Here is a 16,996-nt window from a genome sequence, read left to right as displayed (position 1 = left end):
AACAACATGAAACATCTAAATAGATTTGATATGGTCTAAAAATATGCCTGAATTCACATGTCCTGAATGTGGAAAACGACTGTTTCATGAAAATGAGACCACATTGAAAATAGAAGAGACAATTCATTCAAAGTTCTGTAGAAAAAAAGAAGGTGAAACTCACAGTTACATGCACCGAGATCTAGCACATATGAGCACATTTGATCCAGAAAGAGAGAATGATTCAAACGGCGTGCCTGTATTGAAAAAATAATTTTTCATATTTCCTCAAAATTATATCCTAGATGGTGTTGATTCAAACCAATTGTCAGATACACATGATTATGATTTAGTAGTTGTAGGCGGAGGTCCTGCAGGCTCATCAGCTGCATATGCTGCTTCAAAGAACGGATTGAAGGTTGCAATGATTGAAAAAGAAGAATCAATTGCAGAATCAGTTAGGACCAGCGGTGTTACTTGGATTCAAAACATCAAAGAGTTTGGAATTCCAGACGATTGTTACAATCCAGTAAAGAATTTTGTATTTTATTCACCAAACAACAAAGTTAGCATCGGGGATACAGTTGCTCGCTCAGCAGTGCTAGATGTAAGAAAAACATATCGATGGCTTGCAACACAAGCAGAAGAGGAAGGTACTGAAACCTTTGTCGACACTTTCGTAAAAGACGTAATCAAAGACGAGTCAGGAAAAATAATCGGAGTAAAGGCAACTAGATATGAAAAAAATATTGAGTTTTATGGCAAGGTGATCATTGATGCTAGCGGTTTTCAATCAACTGTTGCAAAATCAATGGGGCTAGTAAAACAATGGGAGAGATTTGGGGCAGGTGCAGAATACGAGGCAAAAGTCGAACACGTTCAATCAGATACATGGTGGTTAATGGTGGGACAGAGGTATTCCCCAGCTGGATATGCATGGATTTTTCCATTAGGAAACAACATTGCAAGAATCGGAGTGGGTATTGGAAAACCAGATTCCAGTGTAGACCCAATAGCACGACTAAAAGAATTAATCAAAAATAAAGAAGGCCCAATTGCAGATTTAGGTAAAATTGAACCAATTGAATTTCATTATGGATTAATTCCAAATGATGGTCTTTCAAGAAAAACAGTTTATGATAACTTGATTCTAGTAGGAGATTCAGCAGGCCAAGCAAACCCATTGGTTCTTGAAGGAATACGTTACGCAATAAAATTTGGAAGAATAGCAGGAGAAGTAGCTGCAAAAGCAATAAAATCCAATGACACATCAGAAAAGAAACTATCAGAATATGAAGAGAATTGGAAAAAAGCAATAGAGTCTAAAATAAAATCTGCAGGAAAAGTACAGGACAGATGGATTGGATTAACCGATGAGGACTGGGACAAAGAATTGGACATTATCAGTGAATTAAAACCTGAAGAATTTTTGGATTTTATCAAAGCAGATTTTGGATTATCAAATATGTTAAAGCTTGCAACCAGTCATCCAAAACTAGCAGTCAGACAGTTATTTTCCATGGTAAAAAAAGCAGGTAAGAAAGAATAATCATTGACCATAGAACTGACCATAACGAGGATCCATAGGAGTTCCGTAATAGTTGGTTTCAGAAATAAAATTGTCAATTTGTTCTTGTGTTACATAGATGTCACTCACTGAATGATAGGATGTAGAAATTATTTGGCAAGTTGGTGTGGCACCTGCATGTTGACTAGCGTCAAGGTCTACAAAATCACCATTTACATCTAAAATTGCTCCAAAGTACGGAGAATATGATTCAGGACAATATCCTGCAGATTGTATTGAGAATTGCACTATTGGAGCATGGACTCCTTGTATGTTCAAAATTTTGATTAAGATATCACCATCATTACTGTCAGGGGTTTGTGAATCATTTACAGAATCAGGTTCTTCTGAGGCATCAGGTTCTTCTGTGGAAGTGTAATTATCAGAATCAAATTTTTCGGCAAATCCATCACCGATTAGAACAATGATAGGTTGGATTTGTTCTGCAACGATATCAACTTCATCCACAATTTCATCAATTTGTTCATGAACATCAGAATTTGGGACAAAATTCCAATCATCATGATAGGTAAATGGCGTTCCTTCATCAGAATAATCATTCCAATCAATGTCAAAAGCATCAGGACCCCATTGAGTGTCTAATGCATCGGAAGTAAAGGTAAAACAGAGTTCAAGTTCAGACGGAATACTATCACCATGTTCATCTACGGTAGGAGGGTGAATTTTGAAATAAGTGTCTGTAGAATCAGAGATTTCAGGATTAAAAATGCTAGCAATAAAATTCCCAGTTGTACTAAAATCATCAATGTCAAAAGCATCAGGACCCCATTGAGTGTCTAATGCATCGGAAGTAAAGGTAAAACAGAGTTCAAGTTCAGACGGAATACTATTACCATGTTCATCTACGGTAGGAGGGTGAATTTTGAAATAAGTGTCTGTAGAATCATTTTCAAAAATTAATTCACCAGTAGGAGGTCTAATTACATCACTTAATACATCTACATTATCAATATTTGAAAATGTGACATCAGATAATTGTTCATCTAATGAATTTTTTAGTTTGTAATTATCTTCAGAATTTTTTAAATATTTTGAAAGGGAATCAGTAAATAACAATGATAACGATTCACGCATGCTGGAATTAGTTTCTTTTTGAATTTTCTGCAATTCTTTTGCGCCAGATTCAATAGATTCCAGAGAAGATAATTTTGGCAGATTATCCATTCTAGTATCAATTTCAGAATCAATTTGATCAAATGATTCAAGATTAAAATTCAAAGTTTTTGCATAAATTTTTGTTTGCTCCATACCATCTTTTAGTTTGGATAATTGTTTTGCAACAAATAATGCATCATCAGTAGTCTTGTCAGAAAGTTTTTCAATAGTTTGAGCTCTGATTGCCTTTTCTTGAGTAGGTTCTTTTGCATAATCATCCCAAGCAACTACAGATGCCTTTTTGAGAAGAGCAGATTCTGCATTTTTTACATCTAGTAGTAAATTAAAAGACAGTTCATTGAGTTTTTGAGTTTCATAAATACTGAATAAGATTCCAGGAGTAGATATGTGATAGGTACCTGCATTACTGTCACGCGCAGGACTGCTTTCAGGCCTTCCAAATTCATCACGGGTTTTTTCTTCAATTTTTTCCTGAACTTTTTCTTTAATTTTTTCAGAGCTAATGATTCCGGTACTCATTAAATGTCCAATTGAATTAACAATCTCCCCATCAGAAACTAATCCTTCACTCCAATAACCAAATACAGTTTTTTGGTATTCAGGAATTGTAACAAAGGTTCCGCCTTTTTCAACACCTGCTTCATGTTCCAAACCAGTATGGGATTCAAGGAATTTGTCAAGCGGAATGACGTCTTGAATCAAGAGACTTTCTAGAGCATTAACAATTTCAGTATCTGAAATTATTTCTTCTTGCCACCATCTTGCATTGTTTTTGAACCAAGCAGGAATCAAAGAAACAGCGTCATCTTCTTGAACTAGACAATTATCATTACTTTGATAGGTCTGTACTCTTTTTATCACAAAGACCCCGGAGATACTTTCATCAGAACCAATTTTGGCATGAAGTTCATTTTCGTAAATCGCAAATCCTTCTGCATGAGAACCAGGAACAGTTCTAGAAGAGGTTCCAATCCACTCATCACCTTGTTCTGACAATGTGTCTTGTAATGTAATGTCGGCATAAGATGACGAATCATCGGATTGAACTCTTTGATTGATGTGTTTTGCAGTGTCAGATAGATTATCTTGATCAGATTCTGCAGCCCATAATTTTATCTTGATATCTCCTAAAGGAGAGCATTCATCATGACTAATCACCTCTTCACCAATTTCCAAGTATGTGTTCTCAGAGATTGAAACATCTGTAAATGCCATCACATCTCCAGAGACAGAATCAGAATGTCCAGTAAGTTCAACATTCCAACCAATTACTAGGTCGGCAGTTAGAATATCATTCCAAGTAGTTGAACCTTCATTGAATTGAATTTGCTCCAATGTAACAGTAGTATGATATGCACTTCCCTGAGGAGGAGCATCCCAATGGGCATATGCCAATCCGTTACTAAATGAACTGGCTAACAAAATACTGCTTAAAAGAAAAACGATGAAAAATTTGCTCACATCAAAACTAGTGAATATCAGTATTTGAGTTTTAGTTAGAAAAGATAATCATGAATTTTGTTTTAAGATCTAAAAATAACAGCAAGTGATTTTCAATCTGTGTTAAAAGTTCGAAGAATCAAGCCATGGCAGCTACCCGAGAGCAGATGCCAGGCTTGAAAAATGGCACAGTATTGATTTGATTTGTCTCCACAGACGTACAAATTGAATGAAATTGCTCAATTGTGCAAAGGGCACAATCTACACAAATCATGCTGTTAGGTTTCATACAATGAGCGCATTTTGTGTGCTCGATTAGTTTTCCACCGCAACTTCTACATGATTCGTCAGGCATTTCTATTCAAAAAATATTTGTGAAAATTGAATATAAGGCGCACGTAGAAATTATTCATACAAATCATCAGCAACAAGAAGATTATAATGTAAATTAAAAAAATAAAATTCATGGACGGTGTTAGAAAAACTTTTGATGAATGGGCTCAAAACGGTAGAGCAGAATTGATGGAAGTAGAGCATGGAAAAAATGTTTCAAAATTCTTAGATACAATAACATTTGACAAGCCTTTTAGTTTCTTAGATGTAGGATGTGGGAATGGATGGGTTGTAAGAAAAATTGCTAAAGAGAACAATTGTAAAAAAGCAGTTGGAATTGACAAAAGTAAAAAAATGATCATTCAGGCAAAAAAGAAGATAGACAGTGAAAAGGAAGAGTTTTTTCACACAGATATCGAATCATGGAAATACAAAGGAAAATTTAATTTTATTTTCTCAATGGAGACATTATACTATTCAGACTCTATTGAAGAGGCACTCAAAAAAATATACAAATTGTTAAAACCAGGAGGACAGTTTTTTTGCGGCACAGATTTTTACACAGATAACAAAGCAACTGCAAGATGGGCAGATGTTATGAAAATACAAATGCATTTACATTCAAAAAAAGAATGGAGACAGTTTTTTCAAAATGCAGGTTTTCAAGTAAAAACTAAACATATCAAAGATTTGAAAAGCAGAAAAAAATGGAAAAGAGAGTTTGGGACTTTATTCATAACAGGTACAAAGATTTAAGGCAATATTCAAATCCAACAAGCAGTTACCACAGTTATGTGAGCTGGAGCACGACACGCTGCTACGGCAGAGGAAACTCCTCCCTCCATACAGGAAATGTGATCCGGAGATGGATAATCAGAGATGATTGGCAACGGAGCAGAAAAAAATCCAATATGGCGCACTATGATGGCAAAACCTGAGGTTTCCATAAAAGGAATGAAAAAGCCGACCCACATGGAGCAAAGCCAAACAGAACTGTAAGATCCTGTACCAAGTTCAGGTAGGCTGCAAAGCGAAATATCGTGAAAACAGAAGGAGGGTTACTCCCAGCACACATTATTTTTGTTAAAATTTCACTAGTTTAACTCATAGAGTTAACTTGTTCTTTACAAATATCGGCATTACAACCACATGTTGCATCACACAAGCATGCACCTTGCATTGCACAATCACATTCAGAGCCCATGTCAGCAGATGCTGCACAGCCACATGCTGCTTCTTCATTTGTAGATGCAGGTTGTGGGGGAGGAGTTTGTTGTGGGGGGCTTTGTGAAGATTGTGTATCATAAACACTGCGTGTTTGTTGATAACTGGAATCATCTTTTAGTTGTGCTTCACCTCTGTTGGTTTGGTAGCCACCAGATGAGGAGCTAGTTTGATAACCTTGCAATCTACTAGGATCAATTCCTTGTTGTCCTTCTTTTGTATTCTTTAGAGCACGATTACTAAACATAAAGAATGCACCACCTGCAATAGCTGCCATAGCAGCCATTCCATAAATAATCATCACAGGGAAATCACCAGTAGATGTTGTAGCATAATCTTGTGGAGGAGTTGGAGTTACACCTGCAATTTCAACACCATCAAAAACATCTAAAGCACCAAATCCAATTGCAGCCAAGTTTCCTTGATCTGAGGATTGTACACTTCTAACAATGTATTTTTGATCTGCCATTATCTCTGCTTCAAAGACTCTTTCTACTTGTCTTCCTTCTCTAAGACTACTTTCTCCCATAGTCCAACTAGAAACGACAAATCCAGAGATTTCTTCACTTAGACCAAAGGTTCCGGCATCAACGTTGATTCCAGTTGGATCAAACAAGAAATGCCAGTTTGTTAATGGTTGTTGTAAGATAAAGTCAGCGTTGATGAGATTTCTGTGTAAAACATCTTCGGCTTCAGTACCTACAAAGAATGCAGATGCTTCTGGTTCTTCTTCAAGTAAAATGCTTATTGGAAAATTAAGTTCATGTCCATCAATTACAACATCATCATTTGCAGTTAATCCTCTCCAGCCCAAATCAACCAATGTTTTTTGAGCATCTTTAGTAATTACATAGTTTGTAAGAGTTCCTTCAATAATTACTCTATAATCAATAGAAGTATTGATGTTTCTTGCTTTAAGATGAATATCATAAGAGACATTCAAGTCAGAAATATGGGCTTGGCTACCATCTGCTTTAATTTTATCATTAAGTTGTCTCATTAAATTTTTGACACCAGGATCCGATGAATCAGCAGTTCCTATAACGCTCCATTCATGACCTTGTAAGACATCAAATAATTCACCACCATTTGGATATTCGATGAAAACTGTTTTTTGATAATTCATCTTAAATGGAGAGCTATCACTGTTTGGGTTAATTCTGGCATCCATTTGGGCAGCCCATACAGGAGTACTAGAACCAATAACGATGAGACCAGCAAGTAAAATTGTTAAAGTGACTGCCCTAGACACGATCTAGGGAGCAATTATTTGCAGTAATAAACTTATCCAACACAAAGATCGATGTTTTTTGAAAAAGTAATATGGAGTAAGAATTACAGACTCTGCAGTTTTAGGAGAAAATGGTATGATCACAGTTTTAGCAGGAGGAACAGGTTCGGTCAAACTAGTCAGAGGTTTAGTATCACAAGAATCCAAAGTTAATGTAGTTAGTAACGTTGGAGACAATTATTGGTTGTATGGACTGTATGTATGTCCAGACATTGACACAATTGTCTATGGATTAGCAGATTTATTAGATCAGGAAAGAGGTTGGGGGATCAAGAAAGATACATTCAATTTTTTGCGTCAGATGGAAGTATTTGGAGAAGAAACATGGTTTAGAGTTGGAGACAGAGATGCTGCAACACATCTGATTAGAACAAACATGTTAAAGAACGGAAAAAATCTAAGTGACATTACGAAATGGATGTGTGAAAAATTTGCAGTTAGTGCAAACATCATACCAGTAACAGACAACAGTATTGAAACAAGAATCATCACAGACAAAGGCGAGCTGCATTTACAAGAATATTGGGTAAAGCACAGAGGAAAAGATCCAGTTGAAGGAATTCAATACATTGGAGCAGACAAAGCCCGTCCTAATCCAGAAGCAGTAAATGCAATTCATGACGCAGACATGGTAATTTTAGCTCCAGGAAATCCATTAACATCAATTGGACCAATGCTTCAGATAAAAGGAATCAGAAAAGAGTTATCAAAAATAAAGAAAAAAGTTGTGGCAATTAGTCCACTTATTGGGGACAATGCAATTAGCGGTCCTGCTGCAAAATACATGCAAGCTGCAGGAATAGAATCAAATGCGTATGGTTTAGCAAAAATGTATTCAGATGTATGTTCCAACATGATCATCGATACTAAAGACAGATTGCTGTCAAAGAAGATTCAGAGTCTGGACATGAAAGTTTTTGAAACTAAAATTACTATGAAAAATAAATTAGCCGAAGATGCATTAGCAAATTTCATTCTAAAACAAGTACACGTATAATTTGAAAATAGCTGCAATAATTCCTGTAAAGACTTTCTCTAATGCAAAAACACGTCTAGATTTATCTCCACAGAAAATAGAGAGTTTATGTAAAATAATGTTAGAGGAAATTTTGCAGACAGTTTCAATTTCACCTCAAATTGACAAAGTTATCATGGTAACAAAAGAAAAAAAAGCAATAGAAATTGGAGAAAGGTTCAACACACATACAATAATTGATGAAAAAGAAGAAAGTGTTAATGGAGCAGTTTCACTTGCAGACAAATATCTGTTAGAAAATAATTTTGATGCATCCATTGTTTTCCCCCAAGACATACCATACATCAAAACCCAAGACATTGATTTTATGTTAAACTACAAAGCACCACCCAACTTTGCCATAATTGTTCCATCAAGAAGATTTGATGGAACAAATGCGCTTGTAAGAATGCCAGTTGATTTGATGGAGACTCATTATGACGAAGATAGTTACAAGATCCACATGAATACTGCAAAAGAGCACACACTAAATGTTGCAATGGTGTTTGTAAAAAGAATAATGTGGGACGTAGACAATGCAGAGGATTTGAAGTTTCTTTTAGAACAGAAAGAAAAACCACACATTGCAGAAAAAATTAAGAAAGTTTTAGAAACAGCATAACAAAATCAAAAAAAGAACCTGAAAATTACTATTTTTTAGGTACGATCATCAACAGACTTATAAGGAATGGTTTAGAAAATGTTAAATATTATCATAAAAGGTTTTGGGAGATATAATGGTTAAAACAGTAAATCCAAAGGACAGATGTCCAAGATGCGGCAAAGGCACACTAGTAACAGATGCCAATACAGGTGAAAATTTTTGTGGCAAGTGTGGATTTGTAATTACTGACAAAGTTGAAGAGTCAGGTCCCGAATGGAGATCATTTTCAAACGAAGGCGAAAACAAAAGCAGAGCAGGAGTTCCAACATCACTTGCCATGCACGATATGGGATTGGCAACTGTAATCAATCCTCAAAACAGAGATGCAACAGGAAAGCCATTAACTGCATCCATGAAAAGTACAATTGAAAGATTAAGAACATGGGACAGTAGAAGTCAGGTTCATGAGCCAGTGGATAGAAACTTCAGACAGGCATTTAGTGAATTAGACAGACTGAAAGACAAACTTGCAGTTGGCGATGCAGTTATTGAAAAAGCAGCTTACATTTACAGAAAAGCACTTGAAAAAGGTCTGGTCAGAGGACGTTCTATTTCAGCTTTGATTGCATCTGCACTTTATGCTGCATGTCGTGATACTGAAACCCCAAGAACACTAAAAGATATTGGGCAAGCAAGTAACATCAAAAGAAAAGACATTGCAAGATGTTACAGATTATTATTAAGAGAATTAAATTTGAAAATGCCAGTAGTTGATCCAATCAAATGCATTTCAAGAATTGCAAGCAAAGCAGGGCTATCAGAAAAAACAAAACGAAAAGCAACAAAGATTTTGCAAACAGCTGAAGAGAATAAAATATCAGCAGGAAAAGACCCAATGGGATTAGCTGCTGCTGCACTTTATGTTGCATGTGTAACAAATGGAGAAAACAAGACACAAAGAGACGTAGCCGAAGCTGCAGGGGTTACAGAAGTTACAATCAGAAATAGATACAAAGGCCTGAAAGTAGCCTTAAATCTCTAATGCAGATTCTTTTTTCAGATAAAACCTGTGTATAATCAACATTGCAACAGACAATACACCAGAAATTAAAAATAATAATTCCAAGGTAGACATTAACGAATGCGAAAATGCATTTTCAATAGAGATATCATTGATTTGGGATAGAAATGTTGCATAAGAGAAAATGAAATAATTTGTCGCCCAATGAATCAGCAATGATGCAACGAATCCAAACCTAAGATAGACCCACCCCAGAATGATTCCGCCAGCAGTTGCTTGTGCAAATTTGCCCTCACTCCAAGATTCACCAAAAGCAATATGTGCAAATCCAAACAAAACCCCAACAAAAACAATCAGAAGTATGGCTTTCTTAGAATCATGAATGTCAAGATTTCTAGGATTCCACAGACATTTCAAAAAATATTTTGCAGAAGATCTACGAGAATAAAGTGCAAATAAGGGAATTCCAACCAAAATAAAACGAAATCCAAATTCTTCTATCAAAGGGGCAAGTGAGACATAAAAGAATTGAATCAAGTCATTGTCATCAAGGGGAGGGACAGTAACTATTCCAAACTGTTCTTGGGTAAAATTGATCAAGGCAGAAACCAATACTAAGATTGAGAACCATTTTGTGATGCCAATCATATAGTTTGAAGTAGCATCATATTTTCCAAAAGAGATGAGAGACGTAAATGATTTTAAAAATCCAGTTTTAGGACCCAATAGCGCAATTACAAACAAAACAGCATAAAAAATCCATAAAACTACAAAAACATCACCAATACTAACGTCAGAGAAAGTCTGATACACAGAAGTTCCTTCAAATAATTCCAAATGAGTCACAGGGAAAGCATAGTTGATGTCATTGCCAATATCACTTTCAAACACAACAAACACACCTATAGGAAATGATACAAGGAATAATCCAAAAATAACAGACAGTAATGCAGTAAAAGGAATCCCAACAGCTTGAAGTAATTTGTTTTGGTTTTGCAATTTGCTTTAATGTAGTTCTATACTTTCTTCGGCAAAACCAAGGTGTGTTAGAGTATCTTTGATGGTGTCTCTATGATCACCCTGTAAGAAAATATAACCTTCTTTGGCAGTTCCGCCACATGCATACTTGCTTTTGAGTTCTTTTGCAACAGTCTCCAAATTATTCAGTTTAGGATCTAAACCTTCAATCATAGTACCCTTTTTCTTGAATCGTCTTGTTTCTAATCGAATTATAATTTTGGTGCTATCTTTGGCAAGTTCACCGCATGCGCACAAGTCTTCTGGAAGACCACAAGTATTACAAATTACTGCCATTCGTTCGAAATAAATTCAATCATACGCACTATTAAGCCTTGTTTGAATACAGAATTTTAAAAAATAATGAGATTTTTTAGATAGAAAATTCAAGAATAACCATGTCAAAAGATCTCACAAAAAAAGCAGCAGAGATGTTACTACAAGGAGCAACATTACTCAGTGAGCCTTGTCCATACTGTAAGGGCGTAAGAGTGATGAAAGAAGGTCATGCATTATGCATAAGTTGTGGTCGCGAACCTGAAAAAAAGGAAATCCCGCAAACCAAATCTAAAGAAAGTCAATCTCCAATTATTGAAACCTTGGAAAAAAAGATGCAAGTATTATCAAAAGAATTAGAGGATGAAAAAGATCATACCAAACAACAAGACATACTAAAATCAATTAATTCATTATTAGAAACGATTGAAAAGGTAAAAACCAAACAATAAAGTTTTTATGTCAAAATCCATGTTTTCGAAGTGTAATGAGTAGCAATAAGAAATCAGCACCACTTCCAGCATCAAGTGGAGGGCTCATGAGGTTCTTTGAAGATGAGACAAAAGGGTTCAAATTAGATCCAAAAATTGTAGTATCAATTCCCATTAGCTTAATTGCAATATCATGGGCAATCGATATCTTTCTAGCTCCGTGAAAAAACAATGGAAAAAGCAGCAGACGATGTTTCGAATATTCACAACAGGTTTTCTCTTACTCTAGTTAATCCATCTTCACATTATTTTTCATTAGTTGTCTCACTAGGAGTTTCTGCAATAATTTCACTAGCAACACTTTTGGGCTATTTTGGAACTAGTCTGGAAGAGACATGGCACATAGTGATTGCAGTCATGACAGTACTTTTCTTAACACAATTACTTGATACAAGATTCACAAAGAAAAAAGAATATTCAAAATCACTGCATTCATCATTATTTGCAAACATGTTATGGGCAGCAACAGTGTTGTTAGGATTGCTTGCCAGTGTAGTGTTATCTAAAGAGCCATCATTATTTCTGGTAACTTTTGGAATGTTTCTATTTGCAAGTTTCAGAATTGGAATTTACACTACAACATTAGGAGTGAGCATAAAAAAAGCATGGGCCATTTGTTTTGTTCAACCATTGGCAATGTTTTTGGTTCTAACACCACAAGACCAATGGATTCCAATGTTAAGTGACCCTCTTGCATTAGGTTATGGAGTTTCATTTATGATTATAGCAAGTGTGTGGTCAATTCTAACAGATAGAGCTGGAAGGCCAGGGATGGAGAGCACTCATAAAACAATCCAAGCATATCTGGCATCTCAAAAAAATGATCATACAGAAGCTGAAGAGATTATGGAACAACGCTCAAGTGAAACAAAGGTTGCAACATCACAAATTAGATTATCAGCACAAAATGGAGAAAAGGAATTCAGAATGGTATTACCAGAAATTCACCCAGGGCCATATCATCCTGTGGGAGGAAGCAACATACCATATCTAATTTATAAAAATTTATCATCATCAGCCATGGTCATGCACAGCATATCAGATCATGCGTTAAATCTCCCATCAAAAAATGAAGTTGAAAATTATCTCAAAAATTTGGAAAATAGTAAAATCAAAGAAGAGGGATTGCAATGTACTGAACCAGTAACGGTACAAATCAACAAAGCAAGAGTGATTGGGTTGCTTTTTGGAAAAAACCCATTGTTGTTTTTATCATTATCACCACATGGAATGGAAGATATTCCAAATTATATGAAAAATGAAATTGAACAATATGCTAAAAATAGAAATTATTCAAAACCATTAATTGTTGATTGTCATAATGCGATGGGAGAAGAAATTTCAAACGAAGACGGAGAAGATATGCTAAAGGCTGCAAAATCATGCCTAGACACGCTAATTACAAAAGACAGTTTTCCAATCGAGTTTGGTTACGCAAATTCAGACAACATGGATGTATGGACTGAGGATTTAGGAATGGGAGGTCTAGGGATAGTTTGTCTCAAAATAAACGAAAAGAAATACTTCCTAGGTTGGGCAGATGCAAACAACATGGAAAATGGAGTAAGAGAGAAAATAATAGATTTGTTTGCAAGAAAAGATATGCAGTTACTTGAAATTTGTACTTCAGATACTCATTATGCACCTGTTAAAGCAAGAAACAGAAATGGGTATTATCAACTAGGACTAATCACAAGTGCAGAAAAACTTGCGTCATGGTTCTTAGATATTGCAAATAATGCAGAATCAAATACGACAACTGCAAAATTTGAGATTTTAGAAAACGAAACAAAAGTAAAAGTCATGGGGCAGGGAATTTACGAGGATTATTCAAAGGCGTTAGACAACTCGTTAAAAATCACCAAAGTGTTCCTGATTGGAGGAGTCGGATTCTTCATTACTAGTCTTTTTCTATAGTTCTCATTTGATCAATATTTCCGTAAAACTCATCAACAAATGACGAGAATTGAAAAATAGGAACTATGGGAACATTTTCAATAAAATCTACTTTATCTTGATATAATGTGACTATAACAGGCACAGCAATTGCACCTTCTGTTTTTGCAACATATTTTTTGGTCCGTTCAATTTGTTTTTTTACAGCAGACTTAAGTGACGACATGCTATAGCGTTTCCAATGCTTACAATCAATCAGGATTGCAACACCCAATCTTATTCCAACTACATCAATTTCCATTCTAGGTTTTGTCATAATCATGTTTTTCATCACGGCAAAATTTTTTGAAGATAAAATTTCAGCAGTCAACCCCTCAAAATCTTTCCAATCAAGTGCAATCGAGATGTCATCTATAGGAAATCCTTTCTCAAGTAAGGAAATGGCTATCTTTAGTTTGTCACCGTCTTCAAAATAATAAAAATTATCTTGTTTTGTTCCAATTTGATTTTTAATAAACTCATCTAGAATTGTTTTAGATTCAGATTCATTAATTTTTGATACAACTGAAAAATCTTTTACTGAAACACCACCAGGAATAATTCCTTGTAGACCAACAATCATTTTTGGATTAATTTTCAATTGGATTTCATGAATCACGAAAGAATTTAGGTTTTAGGAAATAAGAACAACAGGGTATTGTGATATAGGTTTTATTATAAGCCGATTAAATTAACGATATGAAAAAATTGCTAGTTTTCATACTAGCTCTTTCAATTGTAGTTGTTGCAAACAATCAAGCATTTGCAGAAAAAAATGTTTTTGTAGATTCTGTAAAATTTATTCAGTATCTAGATGAGAATACAGCACTAGAAGAAGTCCGAAATGGAAATTTGGATATGTATTATTACAGGATTTCATCAGATAGATTAGAAAATCATCAAGCAAGAGAAGGGCTACAAGTTTTTGATTCAACAGGAGGCTCATATAGCATTCTTGTAAATCCAGCAGAGTCTAAGGAGTTTAATCCATTTTCAATAAAAGAGATAAGATTTGCATTAAATTATCTAGTAGACAGAAAATTAATTGTAAATGAGTTGATGGGAGGATATGGTTCACCCATGATTTCATACTATGGCCCTTCTGACCCAGAATACCTAACAATTTTAGAAGAATTGGAGAAATTTAACTTTCAATATAATCCAGATCTGGCAGAAAAAATCATCACAGATGCTCTCAAAGAAAAAGGGGCAATAAAAACAGAAGGCAGATGGATGGCAGACTCAAAACCCATAGAAATTAAAATTTTTATCAGAAGTGATGACCCAGTTAGAAAATCCATTGGAGAGATTCTTGCAGTGGAATTAGACAGGATAGGTTTTTCAGTCAAAAAAGATTTTGGGGATTTGAATAAGGCATTTGTTGTAGTATACGGGTCAAATCCATCTGATTTACAATGGAGTTTGTATACTGAAGGATGGGGACGTTCAGCATTTGTAAGATATGATTCCGTAGGATTAGGACAGATGTATTCTCCATGGTTTTCAAATATGCCAGGATTTAATGATCCGTCATATTGGAATTACAAAAATGACAAATTAGATGAGATTACACAGAAAATTTACACAGGAGATTTTGACACATCTGAAGAAAGATCAAATTTAATTCAAGAAGCAGTTGTAGAAGGAATTAACGAGTCTGTGAGAATTTTTTTGGCAAGTAAAATTGATCAATATGTAGTAAATGAAAAAATCAGTGGTGTTGTAAATGATTTTGGAGCAGGAATACCTAGCAGATTCACTCCAATTAATGCAAAAAGCGACAATGGTGAGCTTGTCATAGGAGTCAAACAGATCTATCAAGGCGCATGGAATCCAGTTATGGGATTAACTGATAGTTACAGTAGACATATTTGGGGCACAATATCGGATCCTGGAACATTCAAACACCCATTTACTGGAGAGACATTTCCAATTAGAACAAACTGGCAAGTTGAAACAGCAGGACCTGAAGGCAGTCTTGTGGTGCCCACAAAAGCAACAATGTGGAATCCAGTATCTCAAAAATGGGAAAACGTCAAGCCAAATACAATGGCAACAAGTAAAGTTGTTTTTGATTTTAGTTTTGGAAACTGGCATAATGGTCAAAAAATAGACATGAATGATATTTTGCATTCTTTGTATTTTACAATAGAGTGGGGAACACAAACAGACGAAAATGATAAGACATACGATACAGAATTTACCCCTCGGACAGCACAGAGTATTCAGACAATTATAGGAGTAAATCAAATTGATGAAGATACCATTGAAGTTTACGTAAATTATTGGCATTTTGATGAGGGGGAGATAGCAGACTGGGCAGTTATTTGGAGTTCAGTACCATGGGAAATCTCTGCAGCAATGGAAAAAGCAGTATTGGATGGCAAAGTATCATTTTCCAGATCAGGTGCAACCAGTAAAAACATCAGCTGGCTATCATTGATAATTCCAAATAATGCAAATTTGATTAAAAACTATTTACAGGAATTCAAAAATTCTAACTACAAACCTGTGTCATTAGAGGAAAATAATTTAGAATCAAAATATTTCCAAGAAAGATTTGAATCGTCCATAAAATGGATTGAGGAAAATAACCATGCCGTAATTAGTAACGGTCCATTTTATTTAGAATCATATTCTCCAGAATCAAGAACGATTTCAGTAAGTGCTTTTGATGATGATTCATATCCTTTTAAAATTGGAAGTTGGTCTGAATTTGAAAATTCAGATTTTCCAAACATTAAAGAAATTAAATTAAAAGATGCGATTCAAAGAGGAAAAGAATTTTCAATAGAAGTAGAGGCTGAAAATACAGATTCCATCTTATACTTTCTGACAAACAGTCAAGGAAATATGATATCATCAAAATCTATAGAAATGGATACGAACAAAACAAACATCAAAATTGATGCAAAAGACTCAGAGAAACTAATTACAGGTACAGGTAACATCAAAATATTTGCAATTTCAAATTCAGTTCTCAAACCGGATTTCTACGAATCAAGTTTTGTTGTAACTGAAGACAAAACAGAATTGCCAAGTATTTCTTCAGAGAACATAGAATTTTTAGAAAATGAAACAATATACGAGATTTGGATAATCCCAATAATCATAGTTGCAGGGATTGCTGTTTTGATAAAAAAACGTCACAGTAATCCATAATCTTTTAGAATTACTTCAACTTGTTCCTCGTTTTCTATTTTAGAATACTCATCTAATAGATTTTGATTCAATTCATAGAAAGTATGGCCCCACTTGAATTTATCAAGTAAATCCAACCCTTGATCTTTTTGGCCCAAAATAAACAAAGATGCAGCCAAAGCTTCAGCTGTTGTTAGTTTATTTAATTTAGCATAATTTACAGGGTTACCTGCAAGTAATGGAGGAAGTTTTCGTTTAATACCATTAAATTTTTTTGAGAACGCCTGATCTGCCAAATTCCAAGAGCAATCAACACCAACAATTGTGTTGATTAATGATTTGTCTTTTGGCATCAAAGTGTTTTTTGAAAATGGATCCAAGACCAACCCCTTGGAACCAATTTTTTTGATGTTTTGAGCCAAACCAAATTTTACCATTTTTGCAGCAGTGCATTTTTTTGGATCATCTTGATAAAACATCAAAACTTGGAGTTTCATTTCAGAGGGTTTTAGAGCAGAGAGTATT

The 16,996-nt window shown here is 34.9% G+C and carries 16 protein-coding genes and 1 other RNA gene; 11 read left to right on the top strand and 6 right to left on the bottom strand.

Going from position 1 to position 16,996, the window contains the following annotated elements; genetic code table 11:
• Nucleotides 1-43 precede the first annotated feature (43 nt).
• Nucleotides 44-253: a hypothetical protein gene (locus NKOR_RS03220; protein ID WP_014962929.1), complete on the top strand. Its 210-nt coding sequence runs from the start codon at nucleotides 44-46 to the stop codon at nucleotides 251-253.
• Between the two features lie 51 nt (nucleotides 254-304).
• Complete coding sequence (locus NKOR_RS03215; protein ID WP_014962928.1) at nucleotides 305-1,528, top strand: NAD(P)/FAD-dependent oxidoreductase; 1,224 nt, start codon at nucleotides 305-307, stop codon at nucleotides 1,526-1,528.
• Here the strand turns inward: NKOR_RS03215 and NKOR_RS03210 are convergent, their stop codons facing one another.
• Complete coding sequence (locus tag NKOR_RS03210) at nucleotides 1,529-4,105, bottom strand: hypothetical protein (protein ID WP_014962927.1); 2,577 nt, start codon at nucleotides 4,103-4,105, stop codon at nucleotides 1,529-1,531. It abuts the gene before it with no gap.
• Nucleotides 4,106-4,588: 483 nt separating this feature from the next.
• Here NKOR_RS03210 and NKOR_RS03200 point away from each other — a divergent pair, with 483 nt between their 5' ends.
• Together NKOR_RS03200 and rnpB are read left to right on the top strand one after the other, a co-directional pair.
• Nucleotides 4,589-5,212: a class I SAM-dependent methyltransferase gene (locus NKOR_RS03200; RefSeq protein WP_014962926.1), complete on the top strand. Its 624-nt coding sequence runs from the start codon at nucleotides 4,589-4,591 to the stop codon at nucleotides 5,210-5,212.
• Between the two features lie 38 nt (nucleotides 5,213-5,250).
• An RNA gene (rnpB, locus tag NKOR_RS03195) (RNase P RNA component) lies at nucleotides 5,251-5,529 on the top strand.
• 26 nt (nucleotides 5,530-5,555) lie between these two features.
• Here the strand turns inward: rnpB and NKOR_RS03190 are convergent.
• Nucleotides 5,556-6,932, bottom strand: coding sequence for a hypothetical protein (locus tag NKOR_RS03190; RefSeq protein WP_014962924.1), 1,377 nt, complete (start codon nucleotides 6,930-6,932; stop codon nucleotides 5,556-5,558).
• 115 nt (nucleotides 6,933-7,047) lie between these two features.
• Here NKOR_RS03190 and cofD point away from each other — a divergent pair, with 115 nt between their 5' ends.
• The 3 genes from cofD (at nucleotide 7,048) to NKOR_RS03175 (ending at nucleotide 9,632) form a co-directional block, all read left to right on the top strand.
• Complete coding sequence (gene cofD, locus NKOR_RS03185; RefSeq protein WP_014962923.1) at nucleotides 7,048-7,968, top strand: 2-phospho-L-lactate transferase; 921 nt, start codon at nucleotides 7,048-7,050, stop codon at nucleotides 7,966-7,968.
• Nucleotide 7,969: 1 nt separating this feature from the next.
• On the top strand, nucleotides 7,970-8,608 hold the full coding sequence (cofC, locus tag NKOR_RS03180; RefSeq protein WP_014962922.1) for a 2-phospho-L-lactate guanylyltransferase: 639 nt from the start codon (nucleotides 7,970-7,972) through the stop codon (nucleotides 8,606-8,608).
• A gap of 115 nt (nucleotides 8,609-8,723) precedes the next feature.
• On the top strand, nucleotides 8,724-9,632 hold the full coding sequence (locus NKOR_RS03175) for a transcription initiation factor IIB (protein ID WP_014962921.1): 909 nt from the start codon (nucleotides 8,724-8,726) through the stop codon (nucleotides 9,630-9,632).
• On the opposite strand, the gene NKOR_RS03170 is transcribed toward NKOR_RS03175, so the two are convergent.
• Both NKOR_RS03170 and yciH read right to left on the bottom strand, forming a co-directional pair.
• On the bottom strand, nucleotides 9,621-10,610 hold the full coding sequence (locus tag NKOR_RS03170; protein WP_014962920.1) for a CPBP family intramembrane glutamic endopeptidase: 990 nt from the start codon (nucleotides 10,608-10,610) through the stop codon (nucleotides 9,621-9,623). The genes NKOR_RS03175 and NKOR_RS03170 overlap by 12 nt on opposite strands.
• 6 nt (nucleotides 10,611-10,616) lie before the next feature.
• Nucleotides 10,617-10,925 (bottom strand): stress response translation initiation inhibitor YciH, encoded by a 309-nt coding sequence (gene yciH, locus NKOR_RS03165; protein WP_014962919.1) that lies wholly within the window; start codon nucleotides 10,923-10,925, stop codon nucleotides 10,617-10,619.
• Nucleotides 10,926-11,026: 101 nt separating this feature from the next.
• On the opposite strand from yciH, the gene NKOR_RS03160 reads away from it, so the two are divergent.
• Genes NKOR_RS03160 through NKOR_RS03150 form a run of 3 tightly spaced genes read left to right on the top strand, consistent with a single transcriptional unit; the run spans nucleotide 11,027 to nucleotide 13,312 of the window.
• Complete coding sequence (locus NKOR_RS03160; protein WP_014962918.1) at nucleotides 11,027-11,356, top strand: Sjogren's syndrome/scleroderma autoantigen 1 family protein; 330 nt, start codon at nucleotides 11,027-11,029, stop codon at nucleotides 11,354-11,356.
• 35 nt (nucleotides 11,357-11,391) lie between these two features.
• Nucleotides 11,392-11,559, top strand: a complete 168-nt coding sequence (locus tag NKOR_RS03155) for a preprotein translocase subunit Sec61beta (RefSeq protein ID WP_016939666.1) — start codon at nucleotides 11,392-11,394, stop codon at nucleotides 11,557-11,559.
• A gap of 7 nt (nucleotides 11,560-11,566) precedes the next feature.
• The gene (locus NKOR_RS03150) at nucleotides 11,567-13,312 is read left to right on the top strand and encodes a DUF2070 family protein (RefSeq protein ID WP_014962916.1); all 1,746 of its coding nucleotides are present in this window, start codon (nucleotides 11,567-11,569) and stop codon (nucleotides 13,310-13,312) included.
• On the opposite strand, the gene NKOR_RS03145 is transcribed toward NKOR_RS03150, so the two are convergent.
• Entirely contained in the window at nucleotides 13,296-13,949 is a 654-nt protein-coding gene (locus tag NKOR_RS03145; RefSeq protein WP_014962915.1) for a hypothetical protein, read from the bottom strand. The two genes, NKOR_RS03150 and NKOR_RS03145, sit on opposite strands and share 17 nt — an antisense overlap.
• Nucleotides 13,950-14,029: 80 nt before the next feature.
• Here NKOR_RS03145 and NKOR_RS03140 point away from each other — a divergent pair, with 80 nt between their 5' ends.
• Nucleotides 14,030-16,492, top strand: a complete 2,463-nt coding sequence (locus NKOR_RS03140; RefSeq protein ID WP_014962914.1) for an ABC transporter substrate-binding protein — start codon at nucleotides 14,030-14,032, stop codon at nucleotides 16,490-16,492.
• Here the strand turns inward: NKOR_RS03140 and NKOR_RS03135 are convergent.
• Nucleotides 16,477-16,968 carry a DUF367 family protein gene (locus NKOR_RS03135; RefSeq protein WP_014962913.1) on the bottom strand — a complete coding sequence of 164 codons (492 nt, stop codon included), beginning with the start codon at nucleotides 16,966-16,968 and terminating at the stop codon, nucleotides 16,477-16,479. The two genes, NKOR_RS03140 and NKOR_RS03135, sit on opposite strands and share 16 nt — an antisense overlap.
• Nucleotides 16,969-16,996 lie beyond the last annotated feature (28 nt).

Source organism: Candidatus Nitrosopumilus koreensis AR1, assembly GCF_000299365.1.
GTDB lineage: Archaea > Thermoproteota > Nitrososphaeria > Nitrososphaerales > Nitrosopumilaceae > Nitrosopumilus > Nitrosopumilus koreensis.
The sequence above is the reverse complement of the archived record's forward strand: the minus strand, read 5'-3'. Positions and strand labels throughout refer to the sequence as shown.

Bases quoted from the DNA above. Each gene is read 5' to 3' on its own strand.
- NKOR_RS03155 (WP_016939666.1), top strand. From the start codon at position 11,392: ATGAGTAGCAATAAGAAATCAGCACCACTTCCAGCATCAAGTGGAGGG.
- NKOR_RS03175 (WP_014962921.1), top strand. From the start codon at position 8,724: ATGGTTAAAACAGTAAATCCAAAGGACAGATGTCCAAGATGCGGCAAA.
- NKOR_RS03150 (WP_014962916.1), top strand. From the start codon at position 11,567: ATGGAAAAAGCAGCAGACGATGTTTCGAATATTCACAACAGGTTTTCT.
- NKOR_RS03220 (WP_014962929.1), top strand. From the start codon at position 44: ATGCCTGAATTCACATGTCCTGAATGTGGAAAACGACTGTTTCATGAA.
- NKOR_RS03160 (WP_014962918.1), top strand. From the start codon at position 11,027: ATGTCAAAAGATCTCACAAAAAAAGCAGCAGAGATGTTACTACAAGGA.
- NKOR_RS03200 (WP_014962926.1), top strand. From the start codon at position 4,589: ATGGACGGTGTTAGAAAAACTTTTGATGAATGGGCTCAAAACGGTAGA.
- NKOR_RS03140 (WP_014962914.1), top strand. From the start codon at position 14,030: ATGAAAAAATTGCTAGTTTTCATACTAGCTCTTTCAATTGTAGTTGTT.
- cofD (WP_014962923.1), top strand. From the start codon at position 7,048: ATGATCACAGTTTTAGCAGGAGGAACAGGTTCGGTCAAACTAGTCAGA.
- yciH (WP_014962919.1), bottom strand. From the start codon at position 10,925: ATGGCAGTAATTTGTAATACTTGTGGTCTTCCAGAAGACTTGTGCGCA.
- NKOR_RS03135 (WP_014962913.1), bottom strand. From the start codon at position 16,968: ATGAAACTCCAAGTTTTGATGTTTTATCAAGATGATCCAAAAAAATGC.